The organism is Herbaspirillum lusitanum, assembly GCF_026127345.1.
GTDB lineage: Bacteria > Pseudomonadota > Gammaproteobacteria > Burkholderiales > Burkholderiaceae_D > Herbaspirillum > Herbaspirillum lusitanum.
In genome coordinates, this window is record NZ_QXFG01000008.1 from 1,068,315 (window position 1) to 1,093,878 (window position 25,564).

General features: G+C 62.6%; 25 protein-coding genes and 1 pseudogene. 8 read left to right on the forward strand and 18 right to left on the reverse strand.

The window, feature by feature from the left end; genetic code table 11:
• Nucleotides 1–42: 42 nt before the first annotated feature.
• Nucleotides 43–765, reverse strand: coding sequence for a GNAT family N-acetyltransferase (locus DXT88_RS13190; protein ID WP_265214005.1), 723 nt, complete (start codon nucleotides 763–765; stop codon nucleotides 43–45).
• 107 nt (nucleotides 766–872) lie between these two features.
• On the opposite strand from DXT88_RS13190, the gene pdxR reads away from it, so the two are divergent.
• Complete coding sequence (gene pdxR / locus DXT88_RS13195) at nucleotides 873–2,348, forward strand: MocR-like pyridoxine biosynthesis transcription factor PdxR (RefSeq protein WP_265214006.1); 1,476 nt, start codon at nucleotides 873–875, stop codon at nucleotides 2,346–2,348.
• 66 nt (nucleotides 2,349–2,414) lie between these two features.
• Nucleotides 2,415–2,537, forward strand: a pseudogene (locus tag DXT88_RS13200) (sulfite exporter TauE/SafE family protein); the annotation flags it as partial.
• A gap of 2 nt (nucleotides 2,538–2,539) precedes the next feature.
• On the opposite strand, the gene DXT88_RS13205 reads toward DXT88_RS13200, so the two are convergent.
• The 4 genes from DXT88_RS13205 to DXT88_RS13220 form a co-directional block, all read right to left on the reverse strand.
• The gene (locus DXT88_RS13205; protein WP_016832454.1) at nucleotides 2,540–3,280 is read right to left on the reverse strand and encodes an LrgB family protein; all 741 of its coding nucleotides are present in this window, start codon (nucleotides 3,278–3,280) and stop codon (nucleotides 2,540–2,542) included.
• Entirely contained in the window at nucleotides 3,273–3,677 is a 405-nt protein-coding gene (locus DXT88_RS13210; protein ID WP_016832453.1) for a CidA/LrgA family protein, read from the reverse strand. Before DXT88_RS13210 ends, DXT88_RS13205 begins: the two co-directional genes overlap by 8 nt.
• A 40-nt stretch (nucleotides 3,678–3,717) precedes the next feature.
• Nucleotides 3,718–4,197 carry an acyl-CoA thioesterase gene (locus tag DXT88_RS13215; protein ID WP_029363031.1) on the reverse strand — a complete coding sequence of 160 codons (480 nt, stop codon included), beginning with the start codon at nucleotides 4,195–4,197 and terminating at the stop codon, nucleotides 3,718–3,720.
• A gap of 175 nt (nucleotides 4,198–4,372) precedes the next feature.
• Entirely contained in the window at nucleotides 4,373–5,290 is a 918-nt protein-coding gene (locus tag DXT88_RS13220; RefSeq protein ID WP_265214007.1) for a 2-hydroxyacid dehydrogenase, read from the reverse strand.
• Nucleotides 5,291–5,456: 166 nt separating this feature from the next.
• Here DXT88_RS13220 and DXT88_RS13225 point away from each other — a divergent pair, with 166 nt between their 5' ends.
• Nucleotides 5,457–5,816, forward strand: a complete 360-nt coding sequence (locus tag DXT88_RS13225) for a hypothetical protein (protein WP_265214008.1) — start codon at nucleotides 5,457–5,459, stop codon at nucleotides 5,814–5,816.
• A gap of 173 nt (nucleotides 5,817–5,989) precedes the next feature.
• Nucleotides 5,990–7,591 carry a sensor domain-containing diguanylate cyclase gene (locus DXT88_RS13230; RefSeq protein ID WP_265214009.1) on the forward strand — a complete coding sequence of 534 codons (1,602 nt, stop codon included), beginning with the start codon at nucleotides 5,990–5,992 and terminating at the stop codon, nucleotides 7,589–7,591.
• 54 nt (nucleotides 7,592–7,645) lie between these two features.
• Here DXT88_RS13230 and DXT88_RS13235 read toward each other — a convergent pair whose 3' ends face one another.
• Nucleotides 7,646–7,879, reverse strand: coding sequence for a hypothetical protein (locus DXT88_RS13235; protein WP_265214010.1), 234 nt, complete (start codon nucleotides 7,877–7,879; stop codon nucleotides 7,646–7,648).
• A 19-nt stretch (nucleotides 7,880–7,898) separates the two neighbouring features.
• Nucleotides 7,899–8,150, reverse strand: coding sequence for a DUF6139 family protein (locus tag DXT88_RS13240; protein ID WP_016832449.1), 252 nt, complete (start codon nucleotides 8,148–8,150; stop codon nucleotides 7,899–7,901).
• A gap of 246 nt (nucleotides 8,151–8,396) precedes the next feature.
• On the opposite strand from DXT88_RS13240, the gene DXT88_RS13245 reads away from it, so the two are divergent.
• From DXT88_RS13245 to DXT88_RS13260, 4 genes are all read left to right on the forward strand, one after another.
• A complete protein-coding gene (locus DXT88_RS13245; protein WP_265214011.1) occupies nucleotides 8,397–9,368 on the forward strand; it encodes a LysR family transcriptional regulator in 972 nt (323 codons plus the stop codon).
• Between the two features lie 159 nt (nucleotides 9,369–9,527).
• Nucleotides 9,528–10,004: a (2Fe-2S)-binding protein gene (locus DXT88_RS13250; RefSeq protein ID WP_265214013.1), complete on the forward strand. Its 477-nt coding sequence runs from the start codon at nucleotides 9,528–9,530 to the stop codon at nucleotides 10,002–10,004.
• Nucleotides 10,001–12,304 carry a xanthine dehydrogenase family protein molybdopterin-binding subunit gene (locus DXT88_RS13255; RefSeq protein WP_265214015.1) on the forward strand — a complete coding sequence of 768 codons (2,304 nt, stop codon included), beginning with the start codon at nucleotides 10,001–10,003 and terminating at the stop codon, nucleotides 12,302–12,304. The genes DXT88_RS13250 and DXT88_RS13255 overlap by 4 nt, the downstream gene beginning before the upstream one ends.
• A gap of 25 nt (nucleotides 12,305–12,329) precedes the next feature.
• On the forward strand, nucleotides 12,330–13,382 hold the full coding sequence (locus tag DXT88_RS13260; protein ID WP_265214017.1) for an XdhC family protein: 1,053 nt from the start codon (nucleotides 12,330–12,332) through the stop codon (nucleotides 13,380–13,382).
• Nucleotides 13,383–13,394: 12 nt separating this feature from the next.
• On the opposite strand, the gene DXT88_RS13265 is transcribed toward DXT88_RS13260, so the two are convergent.
• The 11 genes from DXT88_RS13265 to DXT88_RS13315 form a co-directional block, all read right to left on the reverse strand.
• Entirely contained in the window at nucleotides 13,395–13,985 is a 591-nt protein-coding gene (locus tag DXT88_RS13265; RefSeq protein WP_265214018.1) for a nucleotidyltransferase family protein, read from the reverse strand.
• 52 nt (nucleotides 13,986–14,037) lie between these two features.
• Nucleotides 14,038–16,140, reverse strand: a complete 2,103-nt coding sequence (locus tag DXT88_RS13270; protein ID WP_265214020.1) for a putative bifunctional diguanylate cyclase/phosphodiesterase — start codon at nucleotides 16,138–16,140, stop codon at nucleotides 14,038–14,040.
• Nucleotides 16,141–16,369: 229 nt separating this feature from the next.
• Nucleotides 16,370–17,719 carry an ATP-binding protein gene (locus DXT88_RS13275; RefSeq protein ID WP_265214022.1) on the reverse strand — a complete coding sequence of 450 codons (1,350 nt, stop codon included), beginning with the start codon at nucleotides 17,717–17,719 and terminating at the stop codon, nucleotides 16,370–16,372.
• A gap of 367 nt (nucleotides 17,720–18,086) precedes the next feature.
• On the reverse strand, nucleotides 18,087–19,019 hold the full coding sequence (locus tag DXT88_RS13280; RefSeq protein ID WP_265214024.1) for an ACP S-malonyltransferase: 933 nt from the start codon (nucleotides 19,017–19,019) through the stop codon (nucleotides 18,087–18,089).
• Complete coding sequence (mdcB, locus tag DXT88_RS13285; RefSeq protein WP_265214026.1) at nucleotides 19,016–19,957, reverse strand: triphosphoribosyl-dephospho-CoA synthase MdcB; 942 nt, start codon at nucleotides 19,955–19,957, stop codon at nucleotides 19,016–19,018. Before mdcB ends, DXT88_RS13280 begins: the two co-directional genes overlap by 4 nt.
• Nucleotides 19,945–20,637: a malonate decarboxylase holo-[acyl-carrier-protein] synthase gene (gene mdcG, locus DXT88_RS13290; protein ID WP_265214028.1), complete on the reverse strand. Its 693-nt coding sequence runs from the start codon at nucleotides 20,635–20,637 to the stop codon at nucleotides 19,945–19,947. The genes mdcB and mdcG overlap by 13 nt, the downstream gene beginning before the upstream one ends.
• Nucleotides 20,621–21,337 carry a biotin-independent malonate decarboxylase subunit gamma gene (gene mdcE / locus DXT88_RS13295; protein WP_016832430.1) on the reverse strand — a complete coding sequence of 239 codons (717 nt, stop codon included), beginning with the start codon at nucleotides 21,335–21,337 and terminating at the stop codon, nucleotides 20,621–20,623. The genes mdcG and mdcE overlap by 17 nt, the downstream gene beginning before the upstream one ends.
• Nucleotides 21,334–22,236, reverse strand: coding sequence for a biotin-independent malonate decarboxylase subunit beta (locus tag DXT88_RS13300; protein WP_265214031.1), 903 nt, complete (start codon nucleotides 22,234–22,236; stop codon nucleotides 21,334–21,336). Before DXT88_RS13300 ends, mdcE begins: the two co-directional genes overlap by 4 nt.
• Entirely contained in the window at nucleotides 22,233–22,544 is a 312-nt protein-coding gene (gene mdcC / locus DXT88_RS13305) for a malonate decarboxylase acyl carrier protein (protein WP_016832427.1), read from the reverse strand. Before mdcC ends, DXT88_RS13300 begins: the two co-directional genes overlap by 4 nt.
• A 1-nt stretch (nucleotide 22,545) precedes the next feature.
• Nucleotides 22,546–24,213 (reverse strand): malonate decarboxylase subunit alpha, encoded by a 1,668-nt coding sequence (mdcA, locus tag DXT88_RS13310; RefSeq protein WP_265214033.1) that lies wholly within the window; start codon nucleotides 24,211–24,213, stop codon nucleotides 22,546–22,548.
• Nucleotides 24,214–25,563, reverse strand: a complete 1,350-nt coding sequence (locus DXT88_RS13315) for a TRAP transporter large permease (protein WP_029363026.1) — start codon at nucleotides 25,561–25,563, stop codon at nucleotides 24,214–24,216.
• Nucleotide 25,564 lies beyond the last annotated feature (1 nt).

The window sequence follows — 25,564 nt, forward strand, 5'->3', positions numbered from 1 at the left end:
TTTATTGCCGGGTGGTTTATTTTTTCGCGCACCAACGCAACATCAACGCGCCATCAATGCCCCGAGACTCTCGCGCTGCCGTCCTTGCGCATCAAAATTCTCCGGATCGAGCCAGTGCTCGAAGGCACTCTTGACCTGCGGCCATTCGCTGTCGATGATCGAGAACCACGCTGTGTCGCGGCTGCGGTTCTTGTACACCACGGCCTGACGGAACACGCCTTCGAAGGTGAATCCGTAGCGTGCAGCCGCAGCGCGCGACGGTGCATTGAGGCTGTCGCACTTCCATTCGTAGCGGCGATAGCCGAGTTCATCGAAGGCGCGCCGCATCATCAGGAACATTGCTTCGGTGGCGGCGCGGGTGCGCTGCAGACGCAGCGAAAAATTGATGTTGCCAACCTCGATCACACCGAAATTGGGATCGATGCGCATGAAGGAAGCGACGCCCACCGCTTCATCGCTGTCCAGATTGATGATGGCGTGCATCATCGGATCCTTGCTGACGCTCATCTTGTCGACCCATGCGCGATATTCATCAATGCCGTTCGGCGGCTCAACGAACAGATAGGTGAAATTACGGCCCTCGGCATCATCGCCGTTGGCGTCGAACAATTGGTCCGCATGCGCCGGACGGATCGGCTCGACGCGGCAGTAACGCCCGTACATGGCGGTTGTCGGCGGTAGCTGGCATGGCGTCCAGTCCGGCAAAGGGGCGCCGACCGGTTGGCCGAACCGGTTCTGTGTTGCTGAGTTTGCAGAGGTCGTCATGGCAGATATGTTCGTGGTTTTCTTGAAGAATTGTTGAGCATGTTGCACAGATTAATGATAAATTTGGTCTTCTAAAAGAGCCAATATCCTCTATTTTCATCAGACCAATGCAAAACAGCATCCACGCCTCGCCATTTCCGTTCGACCTGACCGGGCTGCACCTCGCGCCCGGCAAAGGTCTCGCCGTGCAGCTGTATCAAAGCTTGCGCGACCGCATCCTCAAGGGTCAGATCGATCGCCAGGTAAAGCTGCCGACCACGCGTGAACTGGCGCTGGCGCTCAGCATCTCGCGCACCACGGTAGTCCGCGCCTACGACCAGCTGTACGCCGAGGGCTACATCAGCGCGCGCGTCGGCGACGGCACCTACGTCTCGGCGCCGGCCAGCGACATCGCGCGCACGCCGGCGGCCGGCGGGATCGACATCGCACCGCGCCTGTCCGAACTCGGACAGCGCATGGCGCTGCCCGCCAAGGTGCTGCCACCGCCCGGCAAACCGCGCACCTTCCGCATCGGCGTGCCGGCGCTGGACCTGTTCCCGGGCGACGTCTGGGCGCGCCTGCAGGCTGATTTCTGGCGGCGCGGCACCGAGAACCGCATCGGCTACAGCGATCCTGCCGGCGATCCGCAGTTACGCGAAATGCTGGCCGGCTACCTGCGCAATTCGCGCGGACTGGTGTGCGATCCGGACCAGATCATCATCACCGCCGGCACCCAGCAGGCGCTGTTCATGTGCGCGCAATTGCTGCTCAATCCGGGCGACACCGCCGCGATGGAAAATCCCGGCTATCCGCGCGCCGCATCGGCACTGACGCTCAACGGCGGCAAGCTGGTCGGCATCGGCGTCGACGCCGAGGGCATCATCACGCAAGAGTTGCATGCCCATCCCGACGTGCGCCTGGCCTATGTCACGCCGTCGCACCAATATCCCAGCGGCGTCACGCTGTCGCTGGCGCGCCGGCTTGATCTGCTGGCCTGGGCCGAAGCCAACCAGAGCTATATCCTGGAAGACGACTACGACGGCGAATACCGCTACAGCGGCACGCCGCTGGCCTTGCTGGCCTCGCTCGACCGCAGCGGCCGCGTGCTGCATATGGGCACATTTTCGAAGATCGCCTTCCCCGGTCTGCGACTCGGCTACATCGTCGCGCCGCCGGCGCTGGCGACGCCGCTGATCAACCTGCGCATGCAGTATGATCGCCACTCTTCGGTGCCGGAGCAAGCGGTGATGGCGGAGTTCATGGCGCAAGGCCATTTCCAGCGCCACGTGCGCCGCATGCGCCGCGCCAGCCGCGCGCGCCGCGACGCCATGGTCGACGGCTGGCAACGCCATCAGCCGGGCGGCATCAGCCTGCCGCAAATCAATGCCGGCCTGCATTGCTCGGTGCGGGTGCCGACCATCAGGCAGCAGGACGACATGATCAATCGCGCCGCCGAAGCAGGCATAGAGATCGACGGCCTGACGCGCTTCTGGCTGCCCGGCTCCGCGCGTCGCCACGAAGCCGGACTGGTGATGGGTTTCGGCGGCGCCGATGAGGCCGCCATCACCGCCGCGATCAAGACGCTGGCGAAGATCTGGCGCTGAAGCCAGGCATCGCCCAACACCGCAGACAAGAACAACACGGGAATGGAATAACGCATGGATGTAGCCATCCTGGGGACACGGCTCTACCTCGGCATCAGTGAGGCGACTTTCCGCAAGATCGTATTGAGCCTGCTGACGCTGTCGGGCGTTGCCTTGCTGGCGTCAGCGCTACCGAAATTGATCGGATAACGCTAACGCGCCAGCAAGCCGACGAACACCGGGATCAGCCACGGCGCCAGAAACGCCGTCAGCACGCCATTGAGGCCCATGCCGAGACCGGCAAAGGCGCCCATTTCCTGATTCACCTGAAATGCCCGCGCGGTGCCGATGCCATGCGAGGTCACGCCGAGCGCAAAACCGCGCACCTCGGGCGAATCGATGCGCATGCGGTTGAACAGGAAGCGCGCCGCCACCGCGCCGAAAATCCCCGTACCGATCACCAGCACCGCCGTCAACGCCGGCAAGCCGCCGAGTTTTTCGGCCACGCCCATGGCGATCGGCGTGGTGGCCGACTTGGGTCCGATCGAAAACGCCAGTTGCGGCGAGCCGCCCAGCAAGATCGTCAGCACCACCGCCGACACGATCGCCGTGGCCGAACCTGCCAGCAGGCCGCAAGCCAGCGGCAGGAAGGATTTGCGCAGCCGCGGCAACTGGCGCGCCAACGGAATCGCCAACGCCACCGTGGCCGGGCCCAGCAGGAAGTGGACGAATTGCGCGCCGGCGAAGTATTCGCTGTACGGCATGCCGCTCAGCAGCAGCACGGTGCTGACCAGCGCAATCGCGATCGCCACCGGATTGGCCAGCGGCGAAAATTTGCAACGGCTGTAGATCCAGTAAGCCACGACGTAGGCGCACAAGGTCAGCGTCAGCCCCAGCAACGGCGACGCCGCCAGATAGACCCAGATCAGGCCGAATTGCGGCAGATCACGCATGATCGCCCTCGCCGTCTTTCTTGTCGCCGTCAGTATGGCGATTCTGCTGATCTTGCCGGTTCTGCCAGTTCATCACCGCCCGCGTGACCGCGGCAGTCACAGCCAGCGTCAGCAAGGTGCTCACCACCACCGCCAGGATTACCGTCAGCCAATGGCCGCGCACTTGTCCTGCGGTAGCAACGATGCCGACGCCGGCCGGCACGAACAGCAACGACAGATGGCGCAGCAATTCGCTGCCGGTGGCTTCGATCCGGTCCAGCAAGGGCGGATAAGCGACCAGCGTGAAGAACAGCAGCAACATGCCCACGACGGGACCGGGAATGGGGAGTTTCAGGGCGAAGGTGATGCCCTCGCCCAGGCACTGGAACACCAGCAGGGTCGCGAAACTGGCAAGCATTTCACTTCCTCCGTGGTGGTTGGATGTCGGATGAGACCGATCAGGACAGCTTGGCTTCGTCGAAACGGTGGGACAACTCGGCGCGCAGTTTCTTGCGCAGCTTGGCGGCTTCGAAGCGGCGCTTTTCTTCGCCCGTGAACGGACGCAGCGACGGCACCGCGACCGGCTTGCGCTCGCCGTCGACCGCCACCATGGTGAAGAAGCAGCTGTTGACGTGACGCACTTCCTGGGTGCGGATGTTTTCAGCGACCACCTTGATGCCGACTTCCATCGACGAGGTGCCGGTGTGGTTCACACTGGCCAGGAAGCTCACCAGTTCACCGACATGGATAGGCTGGCGGAACATCACCTGGTCCACGCTCAGCGTCACCACGTACTGACCGGCGTAGCGGCTGGCGCAGGCATAGGCGACCTGATCGAGGAACTTGAGAATGGTGCCGCCGTGCACATTGCCGGAGAAATTGGCCATGTCGGGCGTCATCAGGACGGTCATGGTGAGTTGGTGAGATGGCATGTCCATGGTGAGCGGCTTTCTCTTGTTTGACTTGGTCGGATTCTATGCTGGGTTTAACGTCACCGGCGCGACTTACTTGAACAAAACGGCGTACGGGCGCGACAAGCCGGCAAGACTATCGCGAATAGTCTTGCCAGGCAAGTTTCCCGTCTCGTGGGACTGTGCTTTGCTCGGTGTGTTTTTAGCCGACGGCAGCGAAATGCGCCTCGGCGTTGCGCAGGAATTTGGTAATCGACGCCGTGATGGCTTCCGGCGACCAGCCCGCCATGTGCGGCGTCAGCACCACGTTCTTGAATTCCAGCAATTCACGCGGCGGTTGCGGCTCGCTTTCGTAGACGTCCAGTCCGGCGCCGCCCAGTTCCCCCTTGCCCAGCGCCGCAGCCAGCGCCGCAGTGTCGACCACGCTGCCGCGCGAGATATTGACCAGGAAGCCTTTCGGCCCCAGCGCCTGCAACTCGCGTGCGCCGACCAGATGGCGCGTGGCGGCGCCGCCCGGCGTGGCGATCACCAAGACGTCGCACCATGCCGCCAGTTGCTCGGTATTGGCGAAGTATGCATAGTCGACATCGTCGCGGCGCGAGCGATTGAAATAGCCGATTTCCATATCGAACGCGGCTGCACGGCGCGCGATCTTCTTGCCGATGGTGCCGAGTCCGGCCACGCCGAGGCGCTTGCCGGCCAGTTGCGGCGGCAGCGCCAACGCCTCGCGCCAGATGCCTTCGCGGCAAGCGAGGTCAAGCTGGCGGATGTTGCGCATGATCGCCAGCACCAGGCCCATGGCGTGGTCCGCAACGCAATCGTCGTTGGTCCCCGCCCCAGTGGCGATCTTGATGCCGCGCGCGGCGGCATGTGCGCTGTCGATGTTTTCATAGCCGGCGCCCAACGCGCAGGCCAGTTCCAGCTTGCCCAGCGTATCCATCTCGGTTGCCGTCAGACCGGTGGAACCGTTGGTCAGCACGACCCGTACCTCTTTCGCAGCGCCCGCGATGGCCGTCGCGCGCGTCTCCGCGGTGGGCGCGTAGATGATGTCGAAGGCGCTGCCGATGGCGGCCTTGCTTTCTTCGGAAAGATGAATAAGAGCCAGTAGTTGAGGTTTCATTGTCAGATTGAAATGAGGGGGAAAGAGATAAGCTGCAGTGGTGCAATTCTAGTGGGATTTGCAGAGGCGCGCCGGCGTCCTCGCAATGACCTGGCCACGGCAACGACGAGAGAATCAAGGGTAGCGCCGCCGCAGATGCGGCACGCCCGGGGGAAAGGAAACCGCCATGCGCATCACCAAACTGGAAACCAGGCCGGACGGCTTCTTTGCCGGCAACTATTTCCCGGCCCATGAAACCGCCGCCGACCGTTTGCCGTATCAAGTGTTCGCCTCATGCCGCCGCGAGCAGGCGCCGGTCATCGAAGAACTGATCCTGATGCAATTGCAGAACGGCTTCGACCAGGGGTACGAACTGGAAATCAAGCCGCGCCCGCATCAGGCCCTGATCGATTTCACCGTATCGCTGGCCTGCTCGACGCCGGAACGCGCCTCAGTAGTGCGGCTGGTGAGCTGTCTCGGACAGGAAAAGAACGTGCACGGTTTGCGCTGGCAAAGCCTGCCGCCGGTCCCTCTGCACCATGGGTGAAACGGACAAATGCGCGGAAGAAATTCATCTGCTCCGCGCGCACATGGTTTGACATTACTGCTATCGTATAAAAAAATACGCGATGAGAATAACAATTACATTCGAGACGCCACAGCCCTCGTAATTATATTTCAGCGATAGCCGTTCCCGGAACGACAACGGAATCGAAACAAATGACTATCGAAGAAGTGCCCGACATCCCACCGGCCGCGCCGGAGCTCGGCGAAACGCCTGCCGTGGCGCGCTCGCGGCGCGTCAACGTGCGCATTTTCGCGTCGGTGTTCGTCGGCCTGGTCTGTCTTTCCATTCTGATCCTGCATATCTCCTTTGCCTGGAACGTCCGTGTCAAGGACCTCGACGATGCCCAGATCTCAACCGCCAACCTGTCGCGGGCGCTGGCCGAACATGCCCAGGCGACGCTGATCTCGGCCGATTCGGTATTGTTCGGCATGGTGCAGCGTCTGGAAGTCGAAGGCATGGACCGCGATTCGCTGGCGCGCCTGTACCCGCTGCTGGCGTCCTACGTCAAGGAGCTGCCGCAGATTCAGGGCCTTTTTGTCTACGACCAGTCCGGCAAGTGGATGGTCAATTCCATGGATGATTCACCGTGGATGCTCAATAATGCCGACCGCGAATACTTCATCTATCACATGACCCATGAAGACCGGAACCCGCATGTCGGCGAACCGGTGAAGAGCCGTTCCAGCGGCGACTGGATCATCCCGCTGTCGCGCCGCATCAATCACCCGGACGGCAGCTTCGCCGGCGTGGTGCTGGCTTCGGTGGAGGTCGAGTATTTCCTCAAGTTCTATCGCAGTTTCGATATCGGCAAGCACGGCGAGATCCTGCTGGCGACGCAACCCGGCATCCTGCTGGCGAAATGGCCGGCCTCCGGTGAAATCATCGGCAAGAACATCAGCAACAGCAACATCGTCAGCGATCACGCCTCGCGCAACAGGAACGGCATCGCCATCATCACCGGGGCCGACGGCGTCAAGCGCCTGCACAGCTACAAGCGCCTGGAGAAGTACCCGCTGTTCGTCACCGCCGCCTTGTCCTACGACGAAGTGCTGGCAAGCTGGCGCACCGAGACGCTGATGCAATCGGTCGGCGTGCTGATCCTGGTCGCCATGCTGGCGTGGATGGGCAAGCGCCTCATCAACCAGATCAAGCTGCGTGCGCAGGCACAGCAAAAACTATTGTCGGCGCGTGAAAAACTGGTGGAGATGAACAAGACGCTGCAAAAGATGGCCTTGGAAGACGGCCTCACCGGCGTCGCCAACCGGCGCCAGTTCGACGTGACGCTGGCCAATGAATTCAACCGCGCCAAGCGCGAAGGCAAGTCGCTGGGGCTATTGATGATCGACGTCGATCATTTCAAGAAATACAACGACACCTACGGCCATCCGGCCGGCGACGTCTGCCTGCAAAAGATCGGCAAGCTGATCAAGATGAATCGTCCGGGCGACCTGTCGGCGCGCTATGGCGGCGAGGAATTCGCCATCCTGCTGCCCAACACCGATCTCAAGGGCGCCATCAGCGTGGCCGAAAAAATCTGCGCCGACGTGCGCGCACTCAATATCCCGCACGGCAAGAATCCGACCGGCATCGTGACGGTCAGCGTCGGCGTACAGGCCAGCGTGCCGACCAAGACCTGCAATCTGCTGGACCTGGTCAGCGCCGCAGACAAGGCGCTCTATACCGCCAAGGCGCGCGGTCGTAACCAGGTTTGCAGCGCAGACGACGACATCCCGGCTGCTTTTGAACCGGGATGAGGTCGCCGCCACTGCATCATCGAATTATTGAATCAATTCCCTGACTGAAGTCGATCAGCGATGTTCCAGCATCGCCACCGCCGCTTTGCGCGCCTCCTGTTCCGCCGATTTTTCATCGGGGAATACGGTATCAATCAGCACGCGCTGCGAGGGAAACACGGGATTGCGATGCATGGGATTGGTCGACGGGCCGAAGATCGCCACGTTGGCGGCCCAGTCGCCGTGGTCGGTCGGCAGTTTGACGCCCGAATACTCGACTTCATAGTCGCCCAGCTGTTCGATCGGCATGATGGTCTCCTTTGGATGACTAGTGGACGTTGCCATCCTTGGTGCGATCGTTCAGATGGCTGATGGCGTAGCCCTTTTCACCGATCTGCTGGAAGGCGTCGTCAGGGTCGAGCGTGAAATGGGCCTTGCCGGTACGCTCGAAATCGACGTCCAGCTCATGCACCAGCCATTCGGTGCTGGCCACTTCCTGAGGCAAAGGTCTTTCATGCGGCACCACCAGATACGAACAGAGATCGTTTTCTTCGGTTCTTTTGTAGACATCCACTTTCATTGTTTCTCCCTTGCCGGTTTGCCAAGCACTATCGGATAAATCTCGAATGGAGCACTAGCTTTTTTGCCCGCATCTTTTTGTGGGACTAGGGTAAAAATCTTTAGTTCAACCCCATTTTTCTTCTATATCCGCCCCCTCTTTTCCGGGATTTCCACGCGGGCCACGCACATTGGCAGCCGCCTTCTTCACCATAGAACATTTGCATCGATTTATCTGCAAATGCCGCAGATTCCTGATTATGGAATAATGCCGTCACTGCCGGACCAGCCGGGAACATGGGAGAGCAAGCTGAACCGCATCGAGCAACTGAGGATTTTCTGCATGGCTGCGGAAAGCGCCAATTTCCGCGAAGCAGCGGTGCGCCTGGGCATCTCGCCGCAGGTCGTGACGCGCGCCGTCAAGGAACTGGAAGCTGCCTTCGGCGAAGTGCTGTTCCACCGCAACACGCGCCAGGTGCGCATCACCGCCTTCGGCGAACGGCTCATGCATCGCGCACGCTTGTCGATCAACGCACTCGACGATTTGTTTCTTGACAACAATCATCGCAACGACGAAATCCTGAGCGGCGTGGTTCGCATCACTGCGCCAAGCACGCTGGCGCACACCTACCTGCTGCCGGTCATCAACCGCATCGCGCGCCAGCATCCGGACATCACCCTCGACCTGCGCCTGTCCGAAATCATCACCGACGCCGTCGACGACAAGATCGACATCGGCATTCGCATCGGCTTCCTGCGCGATAGCCGCTACGTTGCGCGCGCAGTGGCCAAGGTGGCCTTCTTCGTCTGCGCCAGTCCCGACCTGATCGCCCGCCACGGCGCCCCGACCACGCTGGACGAACTTGTGCAACGGCCCATGAGCGCCATGGTCGATCGCAACACCGGCCGCCTGTGGCCCTGGTATTTTGCCGACGGCCAGCAACTGGGCGCACGCCTGCCCGCCTTCGTCACCGACGATCCGCAAACGGAACGCCGCGCCCTGCTCGACGGCATCGCCTTCGGCCAGCTGGCGGCATTCATGGCGATGCCGCACCTGCGCGACGGCTCGCTGGTGACGGTGCTGCAGGACCTGGCGCCGGCGCCTTGGGATCTGTACGTTTACCGTCCGCAGCGCGGCCCCGTGCCGGCACGCGTGCGGCTGGTGTTCGACGCGCTGGTGGAGACGTTGTCGGCCTCGGAAGACTTCCCGCTGGAACCACCTGCAATCGTCCCGGGATAATTCCTCAAAACGGAATCGAGAATTCCGAAACAGTCCATTTCACTGTAGCCCAATCGTTGCGATACTCCGACATCTCTCGGAATTTGCTGCTACATTTGCCCGTGGCAGCGAAACATTCCTTCACTAGGTCTCCACCCAAGTCGGAAAGGTAGAACAATAATGCCCGCACTCACCGTACTTACAATCAACGGCAAACAGCACAACGTCGATTTGCCGGAAGACACCCCCATCCTCTGGACCCTGCGCGACCAGCTCGGCATGACCGGCACCAAATTCGGTTGCGGCATGGCCCTGTGCGGCGCCTGCACGGTGCACCTCGACGGCGAACCGATCCGCTCCTGCATCACGCCGATCTCGGCTGCCGTCGGCAAGAAGATCACCACCATCGAAGCCATCGCCGAAGACAAGATCGGCAAGTCGGTACAGGAAGCCTGGATGGCCCTCGGCGTACCGCAATGCGGTTACTGCCAGGCCGGCCAGATCATGTCGGCCACCGCGCTGCTGCGTGCCACACCCAACCCAAGCGACAAGGACATCGACGACGCCATGAGCGGCAACATCTGCCGCTGCGGCACTTACACGCGCATCAAGGCGGCGATCAAGCAGGCCGCGGCACAGAACGGAGGCGCAAAATGAGCGCCGATCTGAATACCATCGCCGAGAATATCCAACTGAGCCGCCGCAGCCTGCTCAAAGGCATCGGCGCCCTCGCCGGCCTGGCGCTGACGGTCGGTGTAGACGGCATCGTGATGGCTGCCGACGCACCTAAATTCGGCGGCGACGGCATGCCGGGCGGTCTCAAGGACAACGCGCTGCTGTTCGTCGCCATCGGCGCCGACGGCGTCGTCACCATCGTTGCCCACCGCTCTGAAATGGGCCAGGGCGTGCGCACCAGCCTGCCCATGGTGGTGGCGGACGAACTCGACGCCGACTGGAGCCGCGTGCGCGTAGTGCAGGCGCAAGGCGACCAGGAAAAATACGGCAACCAGAACACCGACGGCTCGCGCAGCATGCGCCACTCCTTCGGCCCGATGCGCCAGGTCGGCGCCACCGCGCGCCTGATGCTGGAGACCGCTGCCGCCGCGCGCTGGAAAGTGCCGGTCGGCGAAGTCGAAGCGAAGAACCATGAACTGATCCACAAGCCCAGCGGCCGCAAGCTCGGCTACGGCGACGTCGCCGCCGATGCCGCCAGGCTGCCGCTGCCGGCGCGTGAAAGCGTCAGGCTCAAGACGCCGCAGCAGTTCCGTTACATCGGCAAGGACAGCACGCGCGGCATCGACCTGCACGACATCGTCACCGGCAACACCCAATACGGCATCGACACCCGCCTCGAGGGCATGGTCTACGCCGTCATCGCGCGTCCGCCGGTCTACGGCGGCAAGCTGGCCAAGGTCGACAGCAGCGAGGCGCTCAAGGTGCCGGGCGTGATCCGCGTGGTCGAACTCAAGGGCAGCCCGCCGCCGGCGCTGTTCAATCCGCTGGGCGGCGTGGCCGTGATCGCGCGCAATACCTGGGCCGCAATCAAGGGCCGCGAAGCGCTCAAGCTGACCTGGGACAACGGTCCCAACGCCTCCTACGATTCGGCCGAATTCCGCAAGACCATGGAAGCCGCCGCACGCCAACCGGCCAAGGCCGTGCGTAACGCCGGCGACGCCATGGCCGCGCTGGCCAAAGCGCCGCGCCGCATCGAAGCCGAGTATTACCTGCCGCATCTGGCCCACGCCACCATGGAGCCGCCTGCCGCCGTGGCGCGCATCACCGGCGGCAAATGCGAAGTCTGGGCCTGCGTCCAGGCGCCGCAAGCCACGCGTGAAACCGTGGCCGGCCATCTCGGCCTGAAGCAGGAAGACGTCACCGTCAATGTCACCCTGCTGGGCGGCGGTTTCGGCCGCAAGTCCAAGCCCGACTTCGCCGCCGAAGCCGCGCTGCTGTCCAAGGCCATGAACGGCGCGCCGGTCAAGGTCACCTGGACGCGCGAAGACGACATCCATCACGACTACCTCCACACCGTTTCGGTGGAACGCCTGGAAGCCGGCCTCGACGCCAACGGCAAGGTCAGCGCCTGGCTGCACCGCACCGCCGCGCCGACCATCGCCTCGATCTTCGCCGCCGGCGCCAAGGGCGAAGCGCCGTTCGAACTGGCGATGTCGGCGGTGAATATTCCCTATGCGATTCCCAACATCCGCGTGGAAGCGCCGGAAGTCGAGGCACACACCCGCATCGGCTGGTTCCGCTCGGTATCGAACATTCCGCATGCTTTCGCGGTCCAATCGTTCAGCGCTGAACTGGCGGCGGCGGCAAAGCGCGATCACCGCGACTACCTGCTCGAACTGATCGGCCCGGCGCGCAAGATCAATCCGTCCGAGATGGCCGACGGCTGGAACTACGGCGAATCGCCGGAGCGTTATCCGCTCGACACCGGCCGCATGCGCGGCGTGATCGAACTGGCAACATCCAAAGCCGGCTGGGGCCGCAAATTGCCCAAGGGCCGCGGCCTCGGGCTGGCGGTATGCTACAGCTTCGTGACCTACATCGCCGCCGTGGTCGAGGTGGAAGTCAACGATGAAGGCGAAGTGAGCATCCCGCGCGTCGACATCGCGGTCGACTGCGGTCCCTCGATCAATCCGGACCGCATCCGTTCGCAAGTCGAAGGCGCCTGCATCATGGGTATCAGCCTGGCGATGACCGGGGAGATTTCGTTCAAGAACGGCGCCGTGGAGCAGAGCAATTTCCACGACTATGAAGTGCTGCGCGCGTTTGCCGCTCCCGCCAAGATCGACGTGCACATCGTGCCGCATACGCTCGACGTGCCGCTGGGCGGCGTCGGCGAACCGGCCACGCCGACGATTGCGCCGGCGCTGTGCAATGCGATCTTCGCCGCCACCGGCAAGCGCATCCGCCAGTTGCCGATCCGCGAGCAGCTCAGGAAGGCTTAACGCAAGAAGGAAGGAAAACCTGCACATGGAATCCATCGACTTCGACGTCCTCAACACCGCCCTCGCCTGGCACGAGCAAGGCCATCGCGTCCTGCTCGGCACCGTCACCCATACCTGGGGATCGGCGCCGCGTCCGGTGGGCTCGATGATGGCGATTCGCGGCGACGGCCATGTGCGTGGTTCGGTCTCGGGCGGCTGCGTCGAGGACGACCTGATCCGCCGCATCCAGGGCGGCGAGCTGGAACGGACGCTGCCGTTCGCACTGACCTACGGCCTCACCGCCGACGAAGCCCACCGCTTCGGCCTGCCCTGCGGCGGCACATTGGAAATCATGATGGAGCCGGTATCCGCGCAGTCGCGCATTGCCGAGTTGCTGGCGGCCGTTCGCCAGGGCTTGCGCGTTACGCGCACGCTCGACCTCGACACCGGCGCCGCCACGCTCGCCACCGACAGCGAGGCGCGCCAGACCGTGGTGCAGGATCGCAAGCTGATCGCACCCTACGGTCCGCGTTATCGCCTGGTCATCATCGGCGCCGCACAGATGTCGCGCTACGTTGCGCAGTTCGCGCTGGCGCTCGACTACCAGGTCATCGTCTGCGATCCGCGCGAAGAATACCTGCATGAATGGGACATCCCGGGCGTGGAATTGTCCGGCGAGATGCCCGACGACTTGCTGTTGCGCCTGCAGCTCGACGCCAACAGTGCCGTAGTGACGCTGACCCACGATCCCAAGCTGGACGACATGGCGCTGATCGAAGCGCTCAAGTCGCCGGCCTTCTATATCGGCGCCATCGGTTCTCGCACCAACAACATCAAGCGGCGCGAGCGGCTGGCGCTGTTCGACATCAGTTCGGCCGAGATCGACAAGCTGCACGGTCCGGTCGGCTTGTTCCTGGGGGCGCGCACGCCGCCCGAAATCGCCATCGCTGTCCTCGCCGAAATGACTGCCATCCGCAATGGCGTGAGCATCTCGCAAACGCATGCGGCGCGTACCGATCCCTTGCCTGACGCAAACGCAAACAGCGGCGGCAACGAAAACTCCGGCGGCAGTTGCTCCGTCGGCGAATTCAGCAAATAGTTTTCAGGAAGTTCAGCCCGCGTCGAGGTCGGCGCGCGTATCGATATCGCGGTGGATGCCGGGATCGTTGCAGGGGATTTCGTTGACGGGAAACTCTTGCAGCAAGGTCCGTGCGCCACGGTCGCCGCTCAATGCCAGCAAGCCGTCCAGATGGCTGCGGCCGAAAGCGACCGGATTGCCGCGCTTGCCTTGATAGGTCGGCACGGCGATCTGCACGCCATCCTTCAGCGCCGCCAGCAAACCGCGATGCGTCGCCGCCTGCACATACGGCATGTCGGCCAGCGCAATGATCCAGCCCTCGGCATCCCGCGCCTGCCGTATCCCGCACATCAGCGAAGCGCTCATGCCGGCATCCGCGTCGTCGCAGCCGATCACTTCGCAACCCGCCTCAGCCAGCCGCCGCCCCAGTTCGCTGTCGGCTGCACCAACCACCGCCAGCACCGGCAACACCTGCAACATGGCGCGCGCCGCGACGACCGCAATCACCTGATCGCTTCCGGGCAGCGGTGTCAGCAACTTGTTGCCGATGCCGGCGGGATTAAAGCGCGTGCCTTTTCCGGCTGCCAGCAACAGGCCGCGGAAAGACGTCGGAGTGGAGTGCATGACGGAATTCATGGGGTCCGATTATCCATCAAAACAGCAGTCGACGAGGCCCTCAGGAAAATGGCGAACGCGCCTGCAATAACCGCGTGCATTCATCCACCGCCAGCGGCTTGCTGAAGTAATAGCCCTGCACCTTGTCACAGCCGTTTTCCTTCATGATGTCGTATTGCGTCAGGTCTTCCACGCCCTCTGCCAGCACTTCCAGATGCAGGCTGCGCGCCAGCGCGATCACGGCGCGCGCGATGGCGAGATCGTCGGCGTCGGTGCCGACGTCGCGCACAAAGGAGCGATCGATCTTGAGCTGATCGACTGGAAAACGCTTGAGATAGTTGAGGTTGGAATAGCCGGTGCCGAAATCGTCGATCGACAGCCGCACGCCCATCGCCTTGAGCAGCTTCATGACTTCGATGCTCTTTTCGGGCGATTCCATCGAGGCGCTTTCGGTCAGCTCCAACTCCAGGCAATGCGAACTGAAACCGCTGTCGTCCAGCGCCCGGCGCACCATCGCCGCCAGGTTCTTTTGTGCGAACTGCTTGGCCGACAGGTTGACCGCCATCGTCAGCCCGTGTACACCCATGTCATGCCAGCGCTGGGCCTGTTCGCAAGCGGTGCGCAGCACCCATTCGCCGATCGGCACGATCAGGCCTGTTTCTTCCGCCATGGGGATGAACTCTATCGGCGAGATCATGCCTTTATCCGGATGCTGCCAGCGCAGCAGCGCTTCGACGCCGACGATCTCGCCGCTCTTCAGCGATACCTGCGGCTGGTAATGCAGCAGCATTTCCTTCTTCTGCACCGCCTGACGCAGCTGCGACGCCATCTGCAGGCGATGGCTGACCTGGCTGTTGAGCGCCGGCGTGTAGAACTGGAAGCGCTCCAGGACGTTTTCCATGGCGCGGTGCATGGCTACTTCAGCGGCTTGCAGCAAGGCGTCGCCGTTGTCGCCGTCATTCGGATAAATGGTCACGCCGATGTTCGATTCGAGATAAACGCCTTCGTGTCCGTCGACGTGATATGGCAAGTCGAGTATGTCGATGATTTCCTGCACGACCATGGCGATCTGATCCTGCTCCGGCACATGCAACACCATGGCGAAACTGGTGTCGCCGAAACGCGCCAGCGTGGCGTCGTGCTGCATCAGGCCGGCCAGCCTGCGGCTGGCTTCGACCAGCGCGTCTTCGCTCAATTGCAGGCCCAGCCCCTCGCGCACGGCGATAGCGCCGCGCACGCCGATCAGGATCACCGCCAGCAGTCCCGGCCGACGCTCGCGCTCGACGCGTGTGATGCCCTGCTCAAGCCGATCGCGCAGCAGGTTGCGATTGGGCAAGCCGGTCAGGACGTCATAGTTGCTGAGCCGATGGACGCGGTCTTCGGCCTGGCGCCACTGTGTGATGTCGATACCGCTGCAGATATAGTTGAGTGCCGAGCCGTGGTCTTCCTGCAGAAAAGTGGTCAGCCACAATATCTCGCGCCGCTCACCGCCCGCGGTAAGCCAGCGGCTTTGATATTGCAGCGGTTGCGTCTGCGCGTGCCAATTGAGGAAATGATTGCGCACCGGTTCGAGTTCCTCGGCGGGAAAGAAAACGTCCCAGAAATGTTTGCCCTGCACCTGCGACAGCGTATAGCCGGTGGTGCGCTCGGCCGCCTGGTTGAAACGCACGATGCGGCCTTCCTTGTCCAGCATCAGCCCCAGCGCGCCTGTCGTGTCGAAAATCGCGGACAACAAATTGCGTTCGGCCTGCAACGCCTGCTCCATCTTGTTGCGGATCTGATTCTGGTGCGCCTCCTGCAGCGCACGTTCGACCGCTGACGGCAGGCGCGCCAGATTGGACTTGAGCACGTAGTCGTAAGCACCCTGCTTGAGCGCCTTGATCGCACGCTCTTCGCCCATGGTGCCGGAGACGAACAGGAACGGCGTGTCAGGCGTAATTTGCTGCACGATTTGCAGCGCCGACATGCCGTCGAAATTGGGCAGAGAAAAATCGCCGAGCACGATGTCGGGCCGATAGCGGCTCAAGGCATCAACGAAGGCGTCTTCCGTGTCCACTTGCTGGACATCGCACGCGATGCCGGCGCGCGTCAGTTCATAGCGCGACAATTCAACATCGCCCGGATCGTCTTCCACCATCAGTATTTTTAACGTACGTCTTCTCATCCCCGTCCCCGATATTTTCAAGATGCCGGCATTTTGTTGACGAGCATCCGGTAGAACCCTGCCTTTTCGGCCTCCTCCTGCAAACTGTCAAACTGTTCACGCCGAGTTGGCAGCACTCGCTCAAGTCCTGCACCCATTCGACGTTGTTGACGAGCTTTTTCTTTTACCGCGCGCACAGCGGCAGCTCGGCATCGCAAGGTTGTCTTGCGTCGGCAGGATGTCGATTTTTTCAAAGTTGTTCATGCGACTGCTCTCCCGTCGCCGCCGGCAAGGTGAAGTGGAATGCCGCGCCTTCGCCGACTGCCCCCTCGGCCCAGACCCGGCCGCCGTGGCGCGTGACGATGCGGTGCACGATCGCCAGGCCAACGCCGGTGCCTTCGAATTCGCTCGCGCGATGCAGGCGCTGGAACACGCCGAACAGCTTGTTGTAATAGCGCATGTCGAAGCCGGCGCCGTTATCGCGCACGGTATAGGTCAGGATGCCGTCGACCGATTCCGCACTGACGTCGATCAATATCTGCTCGCGTCTGGCGCTGAATTTGAGCGCGTTCGCCAGCAGGTTGAACCACACCTGCTTGATCAGCGTGATGTCGCCTTCGGCCGCCGGCAAGTCGCCCAGCCGCAAGGTCGCCGGCGACGTCACCGTGCTCGCGGCGTCGTCGAAACAGGCCTTGGCCATTGCGCTCATGTTCAGATGGCCGTAGTTGAGTTCCTTGCGGCTGAGGCGCGAAAACTCAAGCAATTCATCGATCAGCCGTCCCATGTTGCGGATATTGTTGCGAATCACTTGCAGCTTGCGCAAGCCTTCTTCATCAAGCTGATCGGCGGCGTCTTCCTCCAGCATGCGCGCAAAGCCGTCGACGGCGCGCAACGGTGCGCGCAGGTCATGCGAGACCGAATAGCTGAAGCTTTCCAGTTCCTTGTTGCTGGCCTCGAGCTTTTCGATGTTGAGCTGCAATTGGCGCGTCAGTTCCTGGTTCGCGTCCTCGAGCTGGTTGCGCGCGAGGATCTCCAGTTTGAGTGCCCGGTTCAGCGCATGCAGGTGCCGGAAGCCGGCGACCATGTCCCCGTTCAGCGCCGGCACTTCGAATTCCTGCGCGTTGCATGACTCCTGCGGCCGGTCGCTTCGCCTGCCCAGTTCCTGCCGCTCTTTCTTGAGCTGCACATAGGAGGTGATGTCTTCCGCGCGGTGCATGATGTAGCGGATGGCCCCGTCCTTGCCGAACACTGGGAAATTGGACGGACTCCAGTAGCGGGTTTCAAATCCGTCGCCGCCGGGACAGCGCACATCGTATTTCTGCATCGCCATGGCGTGCGGCGCCTGGGTTGCCAGCACGCGCTTGAGCGAACTACGCAAATTGGCCACGCCGTCGGCGGCCGGATCATCGGGGTTATCGGGGAAAACCTGGAACAGAGGGCGGCCGATAATGTGCTCACGCTTGGTCAGCGTCGCCTGCAAGTACGCATCGCTCACCGCGATGATGGTGAAGTCGGGCAACAAGACCAGGAACAGCCCCGGGACCGATTCAAACAACAATTGAAAATCTGTAATCTCCTTGTCGGAGATTTCTGAAGTCATCGTTTATATCCGTACGAAAGATGCATCAATGGGTGATGTACTTAATGGGTTCGGGGTTCGGAGTACGGGTTCGGATTACGTACTTTTCACTTGTGACAACGGTCTTGCCCGGACTTGCGTTCTCTGGCGGAAAAATGGGTAACGACGCAGACGCCATTATCAATATGGCAATTATTTTTATGATTGTTATTAAGCTGCAACGACGCGTCCAATGTACCTAATTGATAGTTACATTTCAAGCGTACGTTCGCGTTTTAATGATCATTGTGCAAACCTTGTTTTTAAGTCAACTAAGGTCTGCATGGTAGGTTGGAAAGCGATGCGGGCGGGGGCTTGCAGGCACGGCTCTTGTGCGCAGCGACACGGTTCAGTCGAGTCGGCTGCGTAACCAGTGCACTACACCGGCAAGACTGCGAAAGTCGGGAATCGAGCGGCACTCGATGTGAGGATGGCGTTCACGCAGCATGCGCGACAGGGCCGAGCCGGGCCCCAGTTCGAGAGCAACGCCGACGCCGCGTTCGGCGCAGGCATCCATGCAGGACGACCAGCGTATCGTCTGCGTCAGTTGTTGCGCGAGCGTGCTGCGTGCCGATGGAACGTCATGGATTTCCAGTCCCGAAATTCCCGCCAGGACCGCGCAGGCAGGCGCGCGAAAATCCACCGCATTGAGCGCCGTCGTGAACGGCGCCAGCGCCGGCTCCATCAGCGGCGTATGCGAGGCGATGCCGACCGGCAAGATACCGGTTCTGGCGCCCAGACCTTCCAGTTCTCTTTGCGCCGCCAGCAAGTCATCGCTGCGCCCTCCAGCGATGAGCGTATCGAAACCGGTGGCGATCGCCACGAATGCGCCGTGACGCCGCAGCAGCTCCGCGACTTCACCGGACTCGATGCCGCCGACCGACATCAGCCCCTGATGCGGCGCTTGTGCCAGGCAGGCATCCATATACGCGGCGCGCACGACGGCGAGATCAACTGCGTCGTTGTCCGCGAGCGCGCCGGCGACGCCGTAGGCGGTCAGTTCTCCGATGCTGTAGCCGGCAACCAGTGCCGGCGCCGGCAGCTCGTCGCGCAAGATACGCCAGGCCGCGAGTCCCGCGGCGACGATCAGCGGTTGCGCATGGCGGTTGGCGAACAGCAATTGCGGATCATGCAGAATCTGGTCGGGAGGACGGCCGAGCCGGACATCGAGCCCCTGCTCGCGCAGGAGATGTTCACCGCGCGCATCCGCGCGCAGCAGGTCGAACATGGCAGGATGCTGGCCTCCCTGTCCCGGACAAAGAACCGCGAAACGTTCGCTCATGCCGGCAGCTCGCCACCACACATCGTGTGGATCAGGCAGGCCGCCGCCAGCAGGTCGGCCGCGCCGCCGGGGGACAGGCGCCGCTCCACAAATTCATGATGGACGGCTTCGGCACGCTCCAGCCATGCGGCATCGGCGGTGCCGCCGCAGGTCAGAAATTCCCGGCTGCGTTGCTGCACCAGCGCCGCGCCCGCCGCGCCGCCGCGGTGATAGACGTTGGTGTCGCTGACATGCGCCATCAGCGCAAACAAAGCGTCGGTCTTGGCGCAATGCCCGTCGCGTCCGGCCGCAAGCGTGGCCTGCAATTGCGGCAAGGCGATCTCGAATACGGAAGGAAAACCGAGCGCACCCTCTTCACGCGCGCCGCCGACGGCGTGACGTGCGGCAACGCGCAACCCATGACTGGCAGTCTCTTCCGTTTTACTCGTTGAATTGGTGTGCCCCGTCAGCGCATCGCCCCAACGGATCAGCAGGGTCGCGCGAATCGCCTGCGGCGACAGCGTCATCTCTTGGCTTCGACAGCAGGCAATCGCCGCACACAGCATGCCGAGGCAAAATATCGCGCCGCGATGCGTGTTGACGCCGCCGGTGGCCTTGAGCATGCGTTGCTCGGCCTCGATGCCGAGGCGCTTGAGTTCGCCGAATGAAGCGCCCGCCATGCCAGCGGCGGCGATGTCTGAAAAATAGCGACGCAGCGAAAACAAGCTGCGCAAGAAAGTCGCGGCAGTCATGTCGTCATGGCTGCCGTTGTCTACCGGCGAGACCAGGCCCGGTTTGGGATACAGCGCCAGTTCCTGATGTAGGCTGCGTAAGGCCATGCGCGCCAGTTCACGGCAGAAAGCTTGCTGCCGGCGTTGGCGGCGACGCCGTTCGGTGTAGTGCACCGCCACCGGCAAGCGCATCGCAGGCAAAGGAACGAGCTGATCTACGCCGCGCATGCGTGCTCCTCCAATCCGGCCAGCAACTCGACCACCCGCTGCAAGGCAACCCCGCTGTCGTGCTTGACCAGGACGCGGTTGCCGGGCTTGCCGCAGGCCTGCGCCCATTCTTTCCACGCCACTGCATATCCGCTCGGGAACGAGATTTCGCCATCAAGCGGCAAGCGCGCGGCGTACTGCTGCAGCAAGGACACACCCTGCTCCAGTTGCAAGCGATCCAGCGGCGAAAACAGCAGGTCGATATCCGATGCCGACCGCAAATAGGGCTGTCCGGTCAGCGCCTGCAAGGCCAGCGAGCCGTACACGCCAATCTCCAGCCCTTGTGCCGCAATGTCGCCGTGCAATTCAAGCAAGCCATCCCGCCATTGCGAACCGGCATGTTCGATGACATCGGCAATCGCCAGCGGCGCACGCATCGCCCGCACGCCTTTCAAGTCGATCCGCAACGGGACGCGCAATTTGACGCCGTCCTGATCCGGCGGCAAGGCAATACCGAGACAGATCTCGCCGGCTGTGCAACCGGCATCGCGCCGACGGATCACCGCCGGCCAGTCCTGCTGCCGCCAGCGCTGCACGGCGAAGCGATGCTCATCGGCGACGCATGCAAGCGCCTCAAGCCAGCCGGCCTCGTTCAGCCAGACCAGCCCGTGGCGGGTGGACAATTCAGAGCGGCCGGACATCGCTGCCGCTGACGATGGCGTCGACCACGCGTTGCGACCAGTTACGGCCGCCGCGCTGCAAGCCGACCGCTGCGCGCCGGTCCGTACCGTCCGCGGCAGCCAGTCCCTGCGCCAACTGAGCCGCCAGGTCGCCGTTCCAGATCTCGGCGACGCCGCCCATGCGATGGTAATTTTCAGGACCGGGAGCAAACACGGGATTGGCCTTGGCCAGTTCGACCAAACGTTCTTCCGGCACCTTGGTGATGCGCGCCATCGCAGGCAAGCCCATCACGCGGATGGTCGCATTCGGCAGCGCGTAGCAGGCGTCGGCCATCAGGCCGCTGGTGATGAAGCCGCCCGACAAGGCCTGGTCATAGACGAGGCCGATGATCTTGTGTCCTTCACGGCGCGCCAGATCGATGCATTTGCCCAGGTGCGCCATGTAGCTGTTGATGCCGAGCATCTCGTCGCGGTGACGCAGCCGCTGGCCTTGCGTGTCGACCAGGATGACGATGGCGCGGCCGGGATGGTCGCGTACGGTCTGCAGGATGGCCTGCGCCTGCGACAAGGCAATCTCGATGCCGATCGGCGTGTGGCCGGTGGTGCCGACGATGGTCACGACCTCGCCGTCGACCTGCGCCGTGCCGGACAGGAAGTCGGCCTTTTCGGTGATGCTGTGGCCTTGCGGGAATAAATCGTCGGCCAGTGTTTGCCAGCTCATGCTTGCCCCTTCACGCGATACGGTTCAGCCAGTGCCGTGAACGCCGCCGCCTCCAGCATGGCGATGTCTTGCGGCTTGTCGATGCCGAGGCGTTGCCAGATTTCCAGCGGATCAGCAGCGTCGCCGAAGCGCGCGATGCGCTGCTCCAACATGGCTTGTTCGATTTCCAGCGCCTGCAGGCTCAGCGCGGTCGGATTATTCTTGAATCCCTGCAGCGTGCGCGTCGCCGCTTCCCGGAACGCGGCCGTATCGTCGGCGACGATGCCGTGGCAATCGCCCAGCAGGTAACGGTGCTTGCCGCCGGTAGTACGCCAGACCAGTGCGCGGTCGCGCGAGTCGAATTCTTCCACGCCGTTGGCGGTTTCGATGACTTCCGGCCCGGACATGGCCAGGCGTCCTTCTTCCGACATGATGATGGCATTGGCGCAACGCGCGACAATGCCCATGCCGCCGAAACAACCGTTGGAGCCGCCCACCAGCACGATCACCGGAATGCCGGCCGCGCGCGTATCGAGCACGGCGCGCATCACTTCGGACACGGCGATCAGGCCGGCATTGGCTTCATGCAAACGCACGCCGCCGGTTTCCAGCAGCAGGATGACGCCTTCCGCCTTTTCCTGCACGGCGCGCTTCAACAGCCCGACCAGCTTGGCGCCGTGGACCTCGCCCACCGCGCCGCCCATGAAACCGCCCTCCTGCGCCGCCGCGAACACCTTGGCGCCGTTGAGCGCACCGCGTCCGACCACGACGCCGTCGTCAAACGACACCGGCGCATCAAGCTGCCCCAGGTGAGGACTCACGATACGCTTCGACGGCGGCAGGAATTCTTCAAAACTGCCGGCGTCGAGCACCTGCGCGAGGCGTTCGCGCGCGTTGGCTTCCAAATAACTGGATGTCATTTTGCCTCCACGACCGATTCCACCGCCTGATCCAGGCGCAGGCTGACCACCGCCGGCGTGGCGCCCATGTCGTTGATCGAGATGCGCGTGTCGGCCAGTTGCCAGCGTTTGTTGAAGTCGCCGATGACGGCTTCCCAGATGGCGCCGAAACCGCGTGCGGCGGTCTTGATTTCAATCGAACAGCCGCCTTGCAGGTCGGCTGATTCGATCAGCACTTCGAGATTGCCCGAGCTGACCACGCCGACCAGTTCGGCCTTGGCGGAGAGCTTGCGGGTGCCGTTTTCAAAACGATAGTTCAAGGTTTCCATATCACCAGTTCCTGAAACGTTTGGGCGGGTTGTACAGGCCGCCGGAAGCGCGCACCAGATCCTTCATGTTCTTGGCCGCCAGCAGGTCGCGCGTGGCCATACGCTTGTCGATGCCCATGTCTTCGGCACGGCGGATGATGCCCCTGTCGCGCAGGTTCTCGACCATGCGCTTGTCGCGCGCCATGCCGACCGGCGTATAGCCGGCAACGCCACGGATCGCTTGCTCGCGCTCTTCTTCGGTGCGGCACAACAGCAGGTTCGCGATGCCTTCTTCGGTCAGGATATGCGTGACGTCGTCGCCGTAAATCATCACCGGCGGGATCGGCATGTTGGCTTGCTCGGCCAGTTGCCAGGCGTCGAGCCGGTCGACGAAAGCCGGCTGCATGTGTTCGCGGAAGGTCTCCACGGTCTGTACCACCAGCTTCTGGCCGCGCGGGATGGTGTTCTTGCCGGCCCGGGCCTGCTGACCCGCCTTGAGCCACGCCGGGCTGGCGTGACGGCGACCGCGTGCGTCGGCGCCCATGTTGGGCGCGCCGCCGAAGCCGGCGATGCGACCCAGCGTGGCTGTCGATGAATTGCCTTGCAGATCGATCTGCAAGGTCGAGCCGATGAACATGTCGCAGGCGTAGTGGCCGGCTGTTTGCGAGAAGGCGCGGTTGCTGCGCATGGAACCGTCGGGTCCGATGAAGAAGATATCGGGACGCGCGCGGATGTAGTCTTCCATGCCCAGCTCGGAACCGAAGGAATGCACCGATTCGACAAAGCCGGCTTCAATCGCCGGGATCAATGCCGGATGTGGATTCAGCGCCCAGTGCTTGCAGATCTTGCCGCGCAGGCCGAGCGATTCGCCATAGGTCGGCAGGATCAGTTCGATGGCGGCGGTGTCGAAACCGATGCCATGGTTGAGGCGCTGGACTTCGTATTCGGCGTAGATGCCCTTGATGGCCATCATCGCCATGAGCACCTGGATCTCCGAGATTTGCGCCGGGTCGCGGGTGAAGAGCGGCTCGATGTAATGCGGCGTCGGCGCCTTGGTCACGAAGCTGACCCAGTCGGCCGGGATGTCGATGCGCGGCAGCACGTCGACGATTTCATTGACCTGGGCGATGACGATGCCGCTGCTGAAGGTGGTCGCCTCGACGATCGCCGGCGTGTCTTCGGTATTGGGACCGGTGTAGAGATTGCCGTGGCGATCCGCCGCCTGTGCCGCCACCAAGGCAACCCGCGGCGTCAGGTCGACGAAATAGCGGCCGAACAATTCCAGGTAGGTATGGATTGCGCCGATGTTGAGCTTGCCGGCGGACGCCAGCTTGGCCAACCGGCCGGCCTGGGGACCGGAGAAGGAAAAGTCCAGTTTCGAGGCGATGCCTTTTTCGAAGACGTCCAGATGTTCCGGCAAGGCCAGCACCGAGAACAGCATGTGCAGGTCATGCACACGCGCCGGATCGAGCCCGGCCAACGCCTTCGACAGGAAGTCGGCCTGCTTCTGGTTATTGCCTTCGAGGCAGACGCGATCGCCCGATTCGATGACGGCGTACAACAAATCGGCAATGCGCGCCGCCGGCAAGAGCTTGCCTTCGAGCGAGTTGCCGAGCACGCTGCTTGCGCGCGCCAGGCGTTCATTGCGATTGGTTTGCCGACGATTCCAGACGCGGTCGGTGGCAGACATTTACTTCACTCCCATGATGATGTCGGGCAAGCCGGTGGCAATGCCCGGGAAAAAGCACAGCAGGATCACGGCCAGGAACATCAGCGCCAGGAACGGGATCGTGCCCTTGATCACTTCCGACAGCGGGATGTCGGGCGCGATGTTCTTGATCACAAATAGATTCAACCCGACCGGCGGATGGATCAGTCCCATTTCCATCACCACCGTCATCACGATGCCGAACCAGATCAGGTCAAACCCGGCTTCACGCAAGGGCGGCAGGATGATCGGTGCGGTCATCAGGATGATCGACACCGGCGGCAGGAAGAAGCCGAGCACGATCACCATCAGCAGGATCACCGCCAGCAGCAGCCATTTCGACAGGTGCATGTCGACCACCCACTGCGCCGCCGACTGGCTGATGTGCAGGTAACTCATCACGTAGGAATACAGCAGCGACATGCCGATGATCAGCAGCAGCATGCCCGACTCCTTGATGGTCGAGTTGAGGAAAGGCACCAGTTCGCGCGGCTTGTAGATGCGATACACCACCGCAATCAGCACGATGGCCAGCAAGGCGCCCAGGCCGGCGGTTTCCGACGGCGTCGCAAAACCGCCATACAACGCGATCATGACGCCGATCAGCAGGATCAGGAAAGGCAACACGCGCGGCAGCATTTCCACCTTTTGCGCCAGCGTGAAATGCTCGTCGTCGAGGTAGGCCGACTTGGCGCCGCCGCCGGTGTAGATGGCGTGGGCCATCTTGTATTCCTTATGGGCGCGGAACACGGCGTAACCGGCGAACAGGATCACCAGCAACACGCCCGGTCCGATGCCGGCGAGGAACAGGCGTCCCAGCGATTGCTCGGCAGCCACCGCGTACAGGATCATGGTGATCGACGGCGGCAACAAGATGCCAAGCGTGCCGCCCGCCGCGATGATGCCTGCGGCAAACCCGGGCGAATAACCGCGACGGCGCATTTCCGGAATGCCGGCCGAGCCGATGGCCGAGCAGGTCGCCGGCGACGAACCCGCCATCGCGGCGAACAAGGCGCAGGCGAACACGTTGGCGATGCCGAGGCCGCCGGGGACGCGATTCAACCAGGCATGGATGGCCGAGTACAAATCCTTGCCGGCCGGCGATTTGCCGATGGCGGCCCCCTTGAGGATGAACAGGGGAATCGACAGCAGCGTGATGGATGCGATTTCTTCGTAGACGTTTTGCGTCACGGTATCCAGCGAGGACGCCGGCATGAAGAAATACATGAACGAGGTCGCCACCACACCCAGCGCGAACGCGATCGGCATGCCGGAGCACATCACGAGGATGGTGACGATCCCGTACAGGGAACCGAGAACTAAAGGCGTCAGC

Excerpts from the sequence above, each read along its gene's own strand:
- DXT88_RS13190 (WP_265214005.1), bottom strand. The coding sequence starts at position 765 with ATGACGACCTCTGCAAACTCAGCAACACAGAACCGGTTCGGCCAACCG.
- pdxR (WP_265214006.1), top strand. The coding sequence starts at position 873 with ATGCAAAACAGCATCCACGCCTCGCCATTTCCGTTCGACCTGACCGGG.
- DXT88_RS13205 (WP_016832454.1), bottom strand. The coding sequence starts at position 3,280 with ATGCGTGATCTGCCGCAATTCGGCCTGATCTGGGTCTATCTGGCGGCG.
- DXT88_RS13210 (WP_016832453.1), bottom strand. The coding sequence starts at position 3,677 with ATGCTTGCCAGTTTCGCGACCCTGCTGGTGTTCCAGTGCCTGGGCGAG.
- DXT88_RS13215 (WP_029363031.1), bottom strand. The coding sequence starts at position 4,197 with ATGGACATGCCATCTCACCAACTCACCATGACCGTCCTGATGACGCCC.
- DXT88_RS13220 (WP_265214007.1), bottom strand. The coding sequence starts at position 5,290 with ATGAAACCTCAACTACTGGCTCTTATTCATCTTTCCGAAGAAAGCAAG.
- DXT88_RS13225 (WP_265214008.1), top strand. The coding sequence starts at position 5,457 with ATGCGCATCACCAAACTGGAAACCAGGCCGGACGGCTTCTTTGCCGGC.
- DXT88_RS13230 (WP_265214009.1), top strand. The coding sequence starts at position 5,990 with ATGACTATCGAAGAAGTGCCCGACATCCCACCGGCCGCGCCGGAGCTC.
- DXT88_RS13235 (WP_265214010.1), bottom strand. The coding sequence starts at position 7,879 with ATGCCGATCGAACAGCTGGGCGACTATGAAGTCGAGTATTCGGGCGTC.
- DXT88_RS13240 (WP_016832449.1), bottom strand. The coding sequence starts at position 8,150 with ATGAAAGTGGATGTCTACAAAAGAACCGAAGAAAACGATCTCTGTTCG.
- DXT88_RS13245 (WP_265214011.1), top strand. The coding sequence starts at position 8,397 with ATGCCGTCACTGCCGGACCAGCCGGGAACATGGGAGAGCAAGCTGAAC.
- DXT88_RS13250 (WP_265214013.1), top strand. The coding sequence starts at position 9,528 with ATGCCCGCACTCACCGTACTTACAATCAACGGCAAACAGCACAACGTC.
- DXT88_RS13255 (WP_265214015.1), top strand. The coding sequence starts at position 10,001 with ATGAGCGCCGATCTGAATACCATCGCCGAGAATATCCAACTGAGCCGC.
- DXT88_RS13260 (WP_265214017.1), top strand. The coding sequence starts at position 12,330 with ATGGAATCCATCGACTTCGACGTCCTCAACACCGCCCTCGCCTGGCAC.
- DXT88_RS13265 (WP_265214018.1), bottom strand. The coding sequence starts at position 13,985 with ATGCACTCCACTCCGACGTCTTTCCGCGGCCTGTTGCTGGCAGCCGGA.
- DXT88_RS13270 (WP_265214020.1), bottom strand. The coding sequence starts at position 16,140 with ATGAGAAGACGTACGTTAAAAATACTGATGGTGGAAGACGATCCGGGC.
- DXT88_RS13275 (WP_265214022.1), bottom strand. The coding sequence starts at position 17,719 with ATGACTTCAGAAATCTCCGACAAGGAGATTACAGATTTTCAATTGTTG.
- DXT88_RS13280 (WP_265214024.1), bottom strand. The coding sequence starts at position 19,019 with ATGAGCGAACGTTTCGCGGTTCTTTGTCCGGGACAGGGAGGCCAGCAT.
- mdcB (WP_265214026.1), bottom strand. The coding sequence starts at position 19,957 with ATGCGCGGCGTAGATCAGCTCGTTCCTTTGCCTGCGATGCGCTTGCCG.
- mdcG (WP_265214028.1), bottom strand. The coding sequence starts at position 20,637 with ATGTCCGGCCGCTCTGAATTGTCCACCCGCCACGGGCTGGTCTGGCTG.
- mdcE (WP_016832430.1), bottom strand. The coding sequence starts at position 21,337 with ATGAGCTGGCAAACACTGGCCGACGATTTATTCCCGCAAGGCCACAGC.
- DXT88_RS13300 (WP_265214031.1), bottom strand. The coding sequence starts at position 22,236 with ATGACATCCAGTTATTTGGAAGCCAACGCGCGCGAACGCCTCGCGCAG.
- mdcC (WP_016832427.1), bottom strand. The coding sequence starts at position 22,544 with ATGGAAACCTTGAACTATCGTTTTGAAAACGGCACCCGCAAGCTCTCC.
- mdcA (WP_265214033.1), bottom strand. The coding sequence starts at position 24,213 with ATGTCTGCCACCGACCGCGTCTGGAATCGTCGGCAAACCAATCGCAAT.